The 12,729-nt window shown below is 30.8% G+C and carries 10 protein-coding genes; 2 read left to right on the top strand and 8 right to left on the bottom strand.

Features of this window, described 5'->3' with window-relative positions:
* Window positions 1-7 precede the first annotated feature (7 nt).
* The 3 genes from ABGT36_RS03100 to ABGT36_RS03090 all read right to left on the bottom strand — a co-directional run bounded on the left by ABGT36_RS03100 (window position 8) and on the right by ABGT36_RS03090 (window position 4,213).
* Complete coding sequence (locus ABGT36_RS03100; RefSeq protein WP_346676784.1) at window positions 8-1,909, bottom strand: sucrose-specific PTS transporter subunit IIBC; 1,902 nt, start codon at window positions 1,907-1,909, stop codon at window positions 8-10.
* 144 nt (window positions 1,910-2,053) lie between these two features.
* The gene (locus ABGT36_RS03095; protein WP_296882003.1) at window positions 2,054-3,052 is read right to left on the bottom strand and encodes a LacI family DNA-binding transcriptional regulator; all 999 of its coding nucleotides are present in this window, start codon (window positions 3,050-3,052) and stop codon (window positions 2,054-2,056) included.
* Window positions 3,053-3,142: 90 nt separating this feature from the next.
* Window positions 3,143-4,213 (bottom strand): site-specific integrase, encoded by a 1,071-nt coding sequence (locus ABGT36_RS03090; protein WP_087300531.1) that lies wholly within the window; start codon window positions 4,211-4,213, stop codon window positions 3,143-3,145.
* A gap of 359 nt (window positions 4,214-4,572) precedes the next feature.
* On the opposite strand from ABGT36_RS03090, the gene ABGT36_RS03085 reads away from it, so the two are divergent.
* Window positions 4,573-5,910, top strand: coding sequence for an aspartate kinase (locus ABGT36_RS03085; RefSeq protein ID WP_346676782.1), 1,338 nt, complete (start codon window positions 4,573-4,575; stop codon window positions 5,908-5,910).
* A gap of 10 nt (window positions 5,911-5,920) precedes the next feature.
* On the opposite strand, the gene glpK is transcribed toward ABGT36_RS03085, so the two are convergent.
* From glpK to ABGT36_RS03065, 4 genes are all read right to left on the bottom strand, one after another.
* Window positions 5,921-7,414, bottom strand: coding sequence for a glycerol kinase GlpK (glpK, locus tag ABGT36_RS03080; RefSeq protein ID WP_346676780.1), 1,494 nt, complete (start codon window positions 7,412-7,414; stop codon window positions 5,921-5,923).
* 122 nt (window positions 7,415-7,536) lie between these two features.
* Window positions 7,537-8,409: a DMT family transporter gene (locus ABGT36_RS03075; protein ID WP_346676778.1), complete on the bottom strand. Its 873-nt coding sequence runs from the start codon at window positions 8,407-8,409 to the stop codon at window positions 7,537-7,539.
* A gap of 39 nt (window positions 8,410-8,448) precedes the next feature.
* Complete coding sequence (locus ABGT36_RS03070; RefSeq protein ID WP_346676777.1) at window positions 8,449-9,891, bottom strand: glycoside hydrolase family 1 protein; 1,443 nt, start codon at window positions 9,889-9,891, stop codon at window positions 8,449-8,451.
* Between the two features lie 241 nt (window positions 9,892-10,132).
* A complete protein-coding gene (locus tag ABGT36_RS03065) occupies window positions 10,133-10,792 on the bottom strand; it encodes an HAD family phosphatase (RefSeq protein ID WP_308698210.1) in 660 nt (219 codons plus the stop codon).
* 157 nt (window positions 10,793-10,949) lie between these two features.
* On the opposite strand from ABGT36_RS03065, the gene ABGT36_RS03060 reads away from it, so the two are divergent.
* Window positions 10,950-11,339, top strand: coding sequence for a DUF3592 domain-containing protein (locus ABGT36_RS03060; protein ID WP_346676775.1), 390 nt, complete (start codon window positions 10,950-10,952; stop codon window positions 11,337-11,339).
* Between the two features lie 177 nt (window positions 11,340-11,516).
* Here ABGT36_RS03060 and ABGT36_RS03055 read toward each other — a convergent pair whose 3' ends face one another.
* Window positions 11,517-12,722, bottom strand: a complete 1,206-nt coding sequence (locus ABGT36_RS03055; RefSeq protein ID WP_346676773.1) for a carbamoylphosphate synthase large subunit — start codon at window positions 12,720-12,722, stop codon at window positions 11,517-11,519.
* Between the last annotated feature and the right edge of the window lie 7 nt (window positions 12,723-12,729).

The following is a 12,729-nucleotide window of genomic DNA, read 5'->3' as shown; positions in this document are numbered from 1 at the left end:
ATTTCTCCTAATTTAATTTTATAATTGGCTGGTTTATTTCCACATCGCCTTGACTAACTATTTCAAAACTATTTTGACTAGTTAATACAACTGGTGTAGCTGTTGGACAGCCTGCTTCTTCAATCATCTTAAAATCAATTTCCATTAATTTATCACCTTGATTTACTCTTTGCCCTTCACTAACTAATAAATTAAATGGTTTTCCTTCTAATTTTACCGTATCTAAACCAATATGAATTAATAATTCCACACCATCATCACTTTTAATTCCTAAAGCATGCTTAGTTGGGAAAATCATCGTAATTGTTCCGGTAACAGGTGCTGTTAAATAATTATTAGTTGGGAAAATTACAACCCCATCACCCATCATTTTTTGAGCAAATATTTCATCTGGTGCTTCACTAACTGGTGCTACTTTTCCTGCTAATGGTGCACTAATAACTTCAGTTTTAACCTTACTATCAGTAGTTGTATCTTGTGGTAATTCATCAGTTTTTGCTGCTTGTTTTTTTTCATTACGTTTATATAAAACAATAGTTAATGCAAATGCTACCGCAATACTAATAATCATTCCGATTCCAAAATTCAACCAAGAATTTGGATCAATTGAAATAAATCCTGGTAAACCGGCAGCTCCTAAAGCAATGGCAAGAGTTTTAGTTGCTGCTAAATAAGCACTTCCGGCTGCTGAACCAATCATTGCTGCAATAAATGGATATTTAAGTTTCAATGTTACCCCAAACATTGCTGGTTCTGTAATTCCAAGTAATGCTGAAATTCCAGATGCTGAACAAATACTTTTTAATTTTTTATCTTTTGTTATTAATAAAATAGCAATAACTGCTGCCCCTTGAGCAACGTTAGACATTGATGCTGTTGGGAAAATAAATGATCCCCCTGTTGTTTCTACTGCTGCAAGTAATTGAGTTTCTACTGCAATAAAGCTATGATGCATACCGGTTAAACAAATTGGTGCATAGAAGAAACCGAAAATAGCTCCCCCTAACATTCCTAGTGTATTATACATCCAAGAAATTCCATCTGATAATAAAACTCCGGCTTCTCTTAAAATAGGTCCAACAACAATAAATGTAATAAAACCAGTAATCAAAGTAGATAATAGCGGTGTTGTTAAATTATCCAACCAGATTGGTGTAACTTTATGCAAACGTTTTTCAATGTTTGCTAAAATCCAAGAAACTCCTAAAACCGGTAATACTGTTCCTTGATACCCTACAGCTTCAACTGTTAAGCCAAATAAATTCCAAACAGGTATTTCAGCTCCGGCTTTACCATAATCATAAGCATTTAATAAATCAGGATGAACCATGATCATTCCCATAGCTGCTCCTAAATATGGGTTACCACCAAACTTCTTGGTAGCACTAAAACCAATTAAGACTGGTAAAAAAGTAAATGCTGCATTTGAAAAAATATTGATAATAGAAGCTAAATCTGCCCATTGTGGATAAGCTTCAATTAAACTTTTACCAGCAAAAAATAACCCTTTAGCGGTTAAGATATTATTGATTCCCATCAATAACCCGCCAGCTACGATAGCTGGAATAATTGGTACAAAGATATCACTTAATAATTGTACTAATCGTTGTAAAATATTACCCTCTTTTTCTTCTTTTGGTTCTGGGACTGTTTCGGTTTTAATTCCTAAGATATTAGTTACTTCATCACAAACCAGATTAACTAATCCTGGACCTAAAATAATTTGATATTGCCCCTTAGCTAAAAACGTACCTTTAACTACTTCAATATCAGTTAATGCTTCTTCGTTGATTTTACTTTCATCAACTAGATTTAAACGTAATCTTGTAGCGCAGTGCATTGCCCCTGTAATATTACTAGCGCCACCGACATTTTCAATAATGTCTTTTGCTATCTTGTTGTAATCCATTCTCTTTCCTCCTTGTGGTATCGGTTCCATGTCTATAATATATACCTCAATTATAGCGGTGTCAATAGTTTTCAATAAAAAAATGGTACCGATACCATAATTATTTTAAAAAAGATGGTATCACCCAAAATACCACCATATTTTTTACTTATTTAAATTTTTAACACTATTACCTGAAATCAAATGATAATTGATTAATTGTAGATTATCAACACGATTCCCTTCAATTAAATCAATAATAGTTTTACCAGCACGAATCCCTGTTTCTTCATTATCAAAACGAATTGTTACTAAACTTGGCGTAATAAAAAGCGAAGTTTCATAGCCGCCAAAACCAATTAATGAAATATCTTCAGGCATATTATACCCTAATTCATTAATAGCTTTTAAACAGCCTAAAGCAATATTATCAGTAGCTCCAATCATTAAAGTTGGCTGTTTTTTCTTTAAATAATCTAAGGCTTTTTTATAAGCTTTTTCAATTGAAAAATCAGTTTCTAAAATATCAACCGTTTCTACACCATAATCCTTTAATCCGTTAATAACACCATCTTTACGATAAATTCCTACCGCTTCATCTTTACCATTTACCCCAACATAACAAACAGAGCGATGTCCCATTTTAGCTCCATATTTACCGACATCATAACCAGCATTATAGTCATCATTAATAATCGAAATACCAGCGCCATAACGTTGGGCCACGAATAATAACGGAATATCCAGCTTAGCTGCAATACTTTGATGAGCTAAAGTTACTGTTGTTGCAATTAAAATTATCCCATCAACATTCATGCGCCACAATTGTTCTATCGAGGTTAATTCACGCATCTCATCATGATTAGTATTAATAATCAAAGTTGTATAGCCATGATCTTTTAAATATTGATCTGCCATCATCAAGACCCTTGAGGTTGTAATTGAATCAAGACATGGGGCAACGATCCCAATTACTTTTGAATATTTAGCTTTTAAAGACTGGGCAATAGTACTTGGCTCATAATGACATTCATCGATTATCTTTTTTAATTTCTGTCTTGTTTCTTCTTTTACATAACCACCATTAAAATAACGGGATACGGTACTTTTACCAACTCCAGCCATTTTAGCGATATCACTCATTGTATATTTTTTTTCTTTCACACTTATTACCTCGATTAAAAAAATGACGGGTTTTCCCGCCTGTTGATTTAATTTTACCTTATTTTAAGATTATGGTCAAATAGTTGTCTATCAAATAAAATCAACTTTATTAATCATTTCATGTTTTATTTTTAAATTAGGATGAACATAACGATCCAAAGTAATATTTACACTAGAATGACCTAATATTTCACTTAATGTACGATCATCCATTCCTGAAGCAATACACAAAGAAGCAAAGGTATGTCTTAAAGTATGAAAATTAGTATCTTTTATTTCTAATTGATTCAATATTTTTTTAAAATATCTAGATAATCGTCTTGGTTCAACCCAATATTCATTATTACTTAAAATAAAATCATTTTCATGAAAGTTACAGCTTTTTAAAATCGGCATCATTATTTCTGGTACTGGAATAATTCTTTTGGATGTTTTTGATTTTGGTGAACTAATAACAATTTTAGTTTTACTACTGGCTTTAGCAACCTGTATGCGTTGTAAAGTATATTGGATGTTTATAATTCGCTTATCTAAATCAATATCACTTTTTCTTAACGCACATAATTCCCCGATCCTTAAACCACAACAAAGACTCAAAGCAATCCCAATATTTAGCGGTTCAGGATCATCTTTAACAAAATCAATAATTTTCTGGCAATCTTTTTTCTCTAATACATATAATTTATCATTTGCTTTTTTCTTTTTAGGAAAAACTACATTTGATAACACTTCATTACACATTCCTAGATTATAAGCATATTGAAAAGTCTCTTTTATTACAAACAAAACAGTTTTTAAACTACTTTGTGATAAACCTTTACCATCTTGACGTCCACTAGTTGCCAGCTGTTTTAAAAAACGATTGATTTCAATTGTGTTTAATAATTTAATATCTCTTTGACCTAAAGCTGGTAAAATGTATAGTCTAGCAGTCATTTGATATTTATTAAAACTTTGCGGTTTAACACTATTTTTTATATAACTTAACCAGCCATTACAAACATCTTTAAATAAAACTTCTTCAACTAATTTATCATTACTACATCTTAAAATTTTTACTTCCGGGTAAGTATCAGTAAATACTGATGTATAGATTGCTTTTCCTTGACTATCATATCCTAAAATAATTTTTATTTCATAATTTTTCTTTTTTTCCGCCATAATCTACCTCCTTAATTCTTAATTTCAATTGAAAATTCCCAGAAACAAAAGATTATTAATATCAAATATTTAATGTTTATTTAATCTTTATAATATCATTATCAGCTATCTAATTATACATCAATTTATGATAATGTTGTGATTAATTATGTGATTGATATTGAATTGAATTATGTGATTTTTTTATTGGTTAGTCTATAATCAAAACTTATTTTTAATTATTTATTTTAATTCACTTTAATTATCTTTCTTTTTTTAAAAAAGTGCTTTAAAAATATTGATAATTTTAGCGATTATTCTTGATGTAATCACAAAAAAATGGTATTTTTTAATAGACATTTTATCTAAGGGGGAACTTTATGAATAAAGTAGTAAAATTTGGCGGTTCTTCACTTGCTGATGCTACACAATTTAAAAAAGTAGCCAATATTATTAATAGTGATAAATCGCGACGCTTTGTCGTGCCTTCTGCACCAGGGAAAAGATTTAAAGAAGATACAAAAGTTACTGATCTTTTATATCAAGCATACAATGCAAAAGATCAAGATACATTTAAAAAGACATTTGATTTAATAAAGAAACGTTATCAAGATATTATTGATGAACTAAAATTAGATTGTTCACTTGATAAAGAGTTTGAAGTTATAGAAAAAGCATTTATTGATAAAATCGGGATTGATTATGCTGCCAGCCGTGGTGAATATTTAAATGGTATTGTTTTAGCTAATTATTTAGGTTTTGAATTCATTGATGCTAGTGAAGTTATTTTCATTGATGAAAATGGTAATTATGATCCTGAAAAAACTGATCCAATTTTATCTAAACGATTAAGTACCGTTAAAAACTGTGTTATTCCTGGTTTTTATGGTTCACTAAATGATGATAGCAATACAATTAAAACATTTTCACGTGGTGGTAGTGATATTACTGGTTCAATCGTTGCTCGTAATGGTCACGTTGATTTATATGAAAACTGGACTGATGTTTCTGGATTTTTAGTTGCCGATCCACGTATCGTTAAAAATCCTGATACTATTGCAACAATTACCTATAAAGAATTACGAGAATTATCTTATATGGGTGCTAGTGTTTTACATGAAAATTCAATTTTCCCAATTCGTAATGAAGGGATTCCAATTCAAATTAAAAATACTAATCGCCCAGAAGATGAAGGAACATTAATTGTTGAAACAACTTGTCATAAACCAGATCATGTAATTACTGGTATTGCCGGTAGACAAGGATTTGCAACGATCAGTATTGAAAAAGATATGATGAATAGTGAAATTGGTTTTGGTCGCCGCGTTCTTCAAGTTCTTGAAGATAACCAATTATCATTTGAACATACACCTTCAGGAATCGATACAATGAATATTATTGTTGAAGCTAATAGTTTCATTGACCATGAACAACAAATCTTAGCCGGTATTCATCGTGCTGTCCAACCTGATTCAATTGAATTAGAGTCTGATTTAGCGTTGATTGCTATTGTTGGTCGTGGTATGAAAGATGGTCGTGGAACTGCCGCTAAAGTTTTTACTGCTTTAGCTAAAGAAAATATCAATATTAAAATGATTGACCAAGGGTCTTCGGAATTAAATATTATTGTCGGAGTTAAAAATGTGCATTTTAAAAATGCCATTAGAGCTATATATCATACTTTTATCGATGAAGAAAAAAAATCAGGTTTTAACTAACCTGATTTTTTTATACATCTTTCCACATTAACGTAAAACGGATTGCTTTATCCCAGCCTGATAAAAGTTCCTGCCGTTTAGTTTCTTCCATTAATGGCGTAAAATTACGTTCTAATTTCCAATTATCAATAATATCCTGTTTACTAGTCCAAAAATTAGTTGCTAAACCAGCTAAATATGCCGCCCCTAAAGCCGTTGTTTCCACTACCTGCGGCCGATTGACAATACAATTGGAAATGTCACTTTGAAATTGCATTAAAAAATCATTTTGACTGGCACCGCCATCAACTTTCAAAGCTTTTAATTGAATACCAGTATCTTCTTGCATTGCTTTTAAAACATCATTTGTCTGATAAGCAATTGACTCTAAGGCTGCTCGAACAAAATGTTCTTTACAACATCCTCTAGTTAAACCGACAATTGTTCCTTTAGCATAAGAATCCCAATGAGGGGCTCCAAGACCGGTAAAAGCAGGAACAATGTATACACCATTTGTATCATCAACCTTAGTTGCATATTCAATTGACTTAGGGGTATCTTCCAACATTCTCAATCCATCACGAAGCCATTGCATAACCGCCCCGGCAACAAAAACACTACCTTCTAAAGCATAATTTACTTCATCATTATCACTGGCTGCAATTGTTGTTAGTAAACCATTTTGGGAATGATAGATTTTCTTACCAGTATTCATTAATAAAAAGCATCCTGTACCATAAGTATTCTTAGCTTCCCCAGGTTCAAAGCAGCATTGTCCAAATAATGCAGCCTGTTGATCACCAGCAGCACCAGCAACTGGAATATGACCACCTAAAATACCAGCTTTAGTATAACCATAAATACAGCTAGATGGCTTTACTTCTGGTAACATGCTGCGTGGTATTTTAAAATAATCCAGCAGTTTTTGATCCCAGCAAAGATCATGAATATTAAATAACATTGTTCTTGAAGCATTAGTATAATCTGTTACATGTACTTTACCGCCAGTTAAGTTATAAATCAGCCAAGTATCCACTGTTCCAAATAAAAGTCGCCCCTTTTCAGCTAGTTTGGCTGCACCAGGAACATTTTCTAAAATCCAGGCAATTTTAGAAGCTGAAAAATAAGGATCTGGAATTAATCCGGTAGTTTTAATAACATATTCTTCTAATCCATCAGCTACCAATTGTTCAATCATCTTAGCACTGCGCCGACACTGCCAGACAATTGCATTATAAATCGGTTCACCGGTTTCTTTGTCCCAAATAATCGTTGTTTCCCGCTGATTAGTTATTCCAATTCCGGCAATATCTTCTGCTTTAATACCTTGTTTAGCCATAGCTTCACTAGCTACTGCTAACTGTGATGACCAGATTTCCATTGGATTATGTTCAACCCAGCCTGGTTTAGGAAAAATCTGTTCAAATTCTTTTCTAGCAATTTCTTTTATATTACCTTGATGATCAAATATTATACAACGTGAACTTGTTGTTCCTTGATCTAAAGCCATTACATATTTAGCCACTTTTTGTCCTCCTCAATAATATTAAAATGTTAGTTCTTTACTAAATTTTAACATAAACTAAGTGAAATAAGTATCTCTTTTAAATGCTCAAAGACAAAATAGTAACTTTATCCCATCAATATTTAAGTTGGACTTTTTTTAGAATTAAAGACAATTAACATTGTTATCGCCCCAAGAATCAAAATACAGCCAATTAATTTAAACATCGATAATTGTTCACTTAAAATAATAATACCAAAAATAACACTCGTTACTGGTTCAAACATGCTTAATATTGATGCTGTTGTTGCACCTAAATATTTAACCCCTTGTTGTAAACAAATAATCCCAATAATTGATGTTAAAATTGCAATTATAAATGAATAGCCATAAGCTAATCCTGGCAAAATTAAAACTAATTGTCCAGTAATAACTCCTATTATTAACAAAGCAATAGCAATTACAATTGCAAAATAAAAATTCAAAACATAAGGATTAAGACTCTGTAATCCTAGCTTTTCAATTCCAACCATATAATAGGCAAATGTTATTCCAGAAAACAAAGCCAAAAAAATTCCAAAAAGTGATGAGCTGCCTACTTCAATAAAAAATAAGATTCCAATACTAGCAACCACTAAACAATATTTAACTACTTTTGTCAGTTTTTCATGATAATAAAAACAACAAATCAAAGATACAAACATTGGATATAAAAAATGCAAAACAGTAGCACTACCTACTTGAATATAACTATATGAAGTATATAACATGGCAACTGTTAATGCTGTTCCAACGATCCCAACTAAACAAATCTTTTTGAGCTGTTCAATTGTAATACGATAGTTTAATTTTTGCAATTTAATAATAATAAATAATATCGGTATAACAAATAAATGTCGATAAAAAGCCATCGTAATGCCATTGCTTCCCATCGAATATGTCATTTTAGCAAGTATTGGTGTAAAACCAAAAATCATTGCTGATAAAATTGTCAAAAAATAACCTTTTGCTTTCATTTTCCCTCCAAAAAAATAGATGTGTTTTTAACACATCTATTATCCCAAATCTTCACCATTAGTTTCAATAACTTTTTTATACCAATAGAAAGATTCTTTTCTTCTTCTTGAAAAATCACCAGTTCCATCATCGTATCTTTCTACGAAAATAAATCCGTAACGTTTTGCCATTTCACCAGTTGATGCTGAAACAAGATCAATACATCCCCAAGGAGTATAACCACGTAAATCAACGCCATCTAACAGTGCTTCATGCATTTGTTGAATATGTTTTCTTAAATAATCAACACGGTAATCATCTCTTACTTTACCATCATCATCGATTTTATCAAAAGCACCTAATCCATTTTCAACAACGAAAATTGGTTTTTGATAACGATCCCAGATTTCATTTAATGAATAACGTAATCCTTCAGGATCAATTTGCCATCCCCAGTCACTAGCTTTTAGATATGGATTTGGTACCCCACCTAAAATATTTCCTTTACCAGCTATTTGTTTTTCTGGATCAGCAGTTTGACAATTTGACATATAGTAAGAGCATGTATAGAAGTCTACTGGTCCACTAGCTAAGATTGCTTCATCACCAGGTTCCATTTTAATTTCAATATTATTTTCTCTAAAATATCTCTTGATATAATTAGGATATTTACCACGGCATTGAACATCACTACAGAACCAGTTCATTAAATGATTCTTTTGCTGGTTTTCAACTTGATCAGCTGGATTACATGTTAATCCATAGCTTGTTGCCATGATTTGCATACATCCAACTTGATTTTCAGGATCAATTTCATGAGCCATTTTTACAGCTAAAGCACTTGCTAAAAATTGATGATGTAATCCTTGGAAACGGTTGTTTGGAATATCAACTTGATTCATGAAATCCATTGGTTTGATTTCATTTAAAATTCCTTGACCTAAAAACGCTCCCATAGCAGTTGTTGCTGAATTAATTTCATTAAATGTTAGCCAGTATTTTACTTTTCCTTTATAACGCGTAAAAATTGCTTTACAGAAATTCAAATAACAATCAATCATTCGACGATCTACCCAAGAATTCCATTTCTTAGTTAAATTAAATGGTACTTCATAATGTGAAATAGTAACCATTGGTTCAATATTATATTTCAAACATTCGTCGATTAATTCTTCATAGAATTTTAAACCTTCTTCATTTGGTTCTGTTTCATCACCATTTGGGAAAATTCTTGTCCATGCAATAGAAAAACGATACATTTTAAATCCCATCTCTGCAAACAAAGCAATATCTTCTTTAAAACGATGATAATGATCAATTGCATCATGTGAAGGATAAAAAGTCCCTTCTTCTAATTCAGGTGTAATTCTTTTACTTCTAGTAGCACTACCACCAGTACAAATATCAGGACAAGAAACACCTTTTCCGCCTTCTTGCCAGCCACCTTCTAATTGATTAGCAGCAGTAGCGCCACCCCAATAAAATCCTTTCGGAAAACTCATATAATACCTCCTTGTTTATTTATTGTTTCTATTTTATCTTAAATTATCGTTATTTACACAAAAATTTCATTGTTTGAAAATATAATCTTGCTAATAATCTAAAATATTTTGCCAGATAACTTTACATCGATATATTAAAAACCACATTGAATGTGGCTTTTAATATTTGCAGACATATTCTATTTTACTTTACTAAACTACCTTAGTATTTTATAAATCAGCAAAAAACTAATCATTTAAATTATAGTAACTTTTCAACTTCATCAATAACCTCATTTAATGAAGGTACTGTTTTATAAAGAAGCTTATTAATATCATCACCATGTTTAACTAAATCAGGGACACAAATTACTTTAATTTTAGCATTAGATGCTGCCAAAATTCCATTGCGAGAATCTTCTAATACTAATGCATCTTCATTATTTATATGTAAATGTTCTAATACTTTTAAATAAATATCAGGACTAGGTTTACTATGTTCGACTTTGTCACCGGAAATAATATAATCAAATAAACTACCATCGATATTAGCTAATTTATTATAAGTATCGATAGTTTCTCTTTTAGAACTAGAAGCAATGGCAATTAAAATATTTTTTTGTTTTAAATATGCAATCAATTCTCTTAATCCTGGTTTAACTTTAATGCCATTGTTCAAAAGATAATCCATTCGCATTTTACGTGATTGTAAACTGATTTGATCATAAGGATAATCTGGTCCAAATTTTTCTAAAACCTTTTTACGATGATCGTTAATATTCATCCCAATTGAACTCAATGCAAATTCTTGGTCAATTTTATAACCATATTGTAATGCTGTCTCTAACATACATTTCATCCCAATTGGTTCTGTATCATACATTAAACCATCCATATCAAATATCACTAATTTTAAACTCATTACATTTCCCCCATAAACATATTTATCCGCTAATATTTTACTATATTATCTTTAATATTACAATTTATTGCCTGTTATTATAAGTATCAACGATATTTAATTTTTATATTTAGTAAGCTATAATATTTTTATAATTTAATTAAGGGAGTGAAAAATAATGATTGCTGTTTGGATCGTTGCAATATCATTTACTACTGTTGGACTTATATACAGTATTCCAAAATACTATAAAATTTTTTCCTGTCGCGCTAATACAACTGGCACTTTATTAAAATCGCAAAAATCTTTAACAAGCGACAATAAAGCAATTAAAGCAACTTATGAATACTATGTTGATGGAAAGAGATATCTTGGTACTACCGGCTGGTCTACTTTTGCTATTTTTATTAGTGGTAAAGAATATATTGTAAAATACAACCCTAAAAAACCAGAACAATCATTTATTAATATGAGTGGTATTTATATTAATTGCGCTATTGGAACATTATTTATTGTTGTTGGAATCATTGTTTTTATCATTGGGATTATCCTTTTATCAATATTATAAAAAAAAGTTAGGGCTGGGAGACCCTAACTATTGTGGGGAGGGAAGAATTGCTTCTTCCTTCATTGTGCATAGAGCACATTTTTGGGATAAAGTGGTTCATTTAAGAACCACCTATATGATAACACATCTTGAATAAAAAAGGAATTATTTTGACGTATATTTTATTTTTATTTATTTTTAACGCCAATTTCTACCATCACTGCGTCGTAATAATTCATCGATTAAAAAGTCTAAATGTTCTTGATTTTCTGCTCGCACCATGAAAACATGATTTCCCATCGCTGCGCTCAATGCTTCAGGAACATCAACATCAAGCATCACTAAATCACCATATTTTTGATTAATTTGATCATTGCTTAACATATAATCAATACCATCACGACGACCAATATAAGCTACTAAATATTTTTGTTTTACATCCATGAAACATTTATCATAGATAAGCATATCTGCCCAAATTGTATAAACATCTGTTTCATAACTAAAATTAATCATATCTGGCATATAAGCACCAGGAGCGCGCATATTTACTTCTAAACCAATTAAATCACCTTTTTTTCCAAGTCCTTCTTTATCAGCATCTAATCTAAAGAATTCAAAATGGAAAAAACGACTACGAGTATCAAAAGCCTGGACTACTTTTTTACCCACTTCTTCAATATCACTACCAGCTACAAAACGATTACAAAAAGCAGTATCACAATTTTCATTAACATTATCCATGATTGAATTTAACATGATCGTACTATTAGCAATTAAAATATTTTTATTGCTATCAGTAATACCATCATAGGTTTCAACATGGCCATTAACATACTCTTCCATAATATAAACTCGATTATCTTTAGTTGCAAAGAAATACTCTAATTCACTTTGATCTTTTAGTTTATATGTTGAAGAAGCACCAACACCATTATCTGGTTTAACAACAATTGGATAACCTACTTTTTCAACAAAAGCTAAAGCATTTTCAAAAGTATCTACCAAACAATAACGAGCGGCATTTAAACCAATGCTTTTGTAGATATCTTTCATTTTTGATTTATATTTCATTACTGCCAAATCTTCATATTTAGTACCGCTATTAATATTAAAATCTGTTCTAATTCGCGCATCTGTTTCTAACCAATATTCATTCTGACTTTCAACAAAATCGATTCTACCATATTTACTAATATAATAGGCAACTGCTTTATAAACCTCATCATAATTTTCTAAACTATCAACTCGATAATATTCGCTTAAACTATCTTTAGTTTCATTACTAATTTCACTATAATTAGCATCCCCAATTCCTAAAACATTGACACCGCGAATTTTTAATCGTGAGCAAAAATTATGAAAATATAATGGAAAATGTGGTGAAATAAATACAACATTCATAATTTCC

This window comes from Erysipelatoclostridium sp. An173 (assembly GCF_963931465.1).
Taxonomy (GTDB): Bacteria; Bacillota_I; Bacilli_A; order Erysipelotrichales; family Coprobacillaceae; genus Thomasclavelia; species Thomasclavelia merdavium.
This window is presented reverse-complemented; position numbering and strand designations above follow the sequence as displayed.

Coding starts and splice junctions, on each gene's coding strand:
- ABGT36_RS03090 (WP_087300531.1), bottom strand. CDS start 4,213: ATGGCGGAAAAAAAGAAAAATTATGAAATAAAAATTATTTTAGGATAT.
- ABGT36_RS03065 (WP_308698210.1), bottom strand. CDS start 10,792: ATGAGTTTAAAATTAGTGATATTTGATATGGATGGTTTAATGTATGAT.
- ABGT36_RS03070 (WP_346676777.1), bottom strand. CDS start 9,891: ATGAGTTTTCCGAAAGGATTTTATTGGGGTGGCGCTACTGCTGCTAAT.
- ABGT36_RS03100 (WP_346676784.1), bottom strand. CDS start 1,909: ATGGATTACAACAAGATAGCAAAAGACATTATTGAAAATGTCGGTGGC.
- ABGT36_RS03085 (WP_346676782.1), top strand. CDS start 4,573: ATGAATAAAGTAGTAAAATTTGGCGGTTCTTCACTTGCTGATGCTACA.
- ABGT36_RS03060 (WP_346676775.1), top strand. CDS start 10,950: ATGATTGCTGTTTGGATCGTTGCAATATCATTTACTACTGTTGGACTT.
- ABGT36_RS03055 (WP_346676773.1), bottom strand. CDS start 12,722: ATGAATGTTGTATTTATTTCACCACATTTTCCATTATATTTTCATAAT.
- ABGT36_RS03075 (WP_346676778.1), bottom strand. CDS start 8,409: ATGAAAGCAAAAGGTTATTTTTTGACAATTTTATCAGCAATGATTTTT.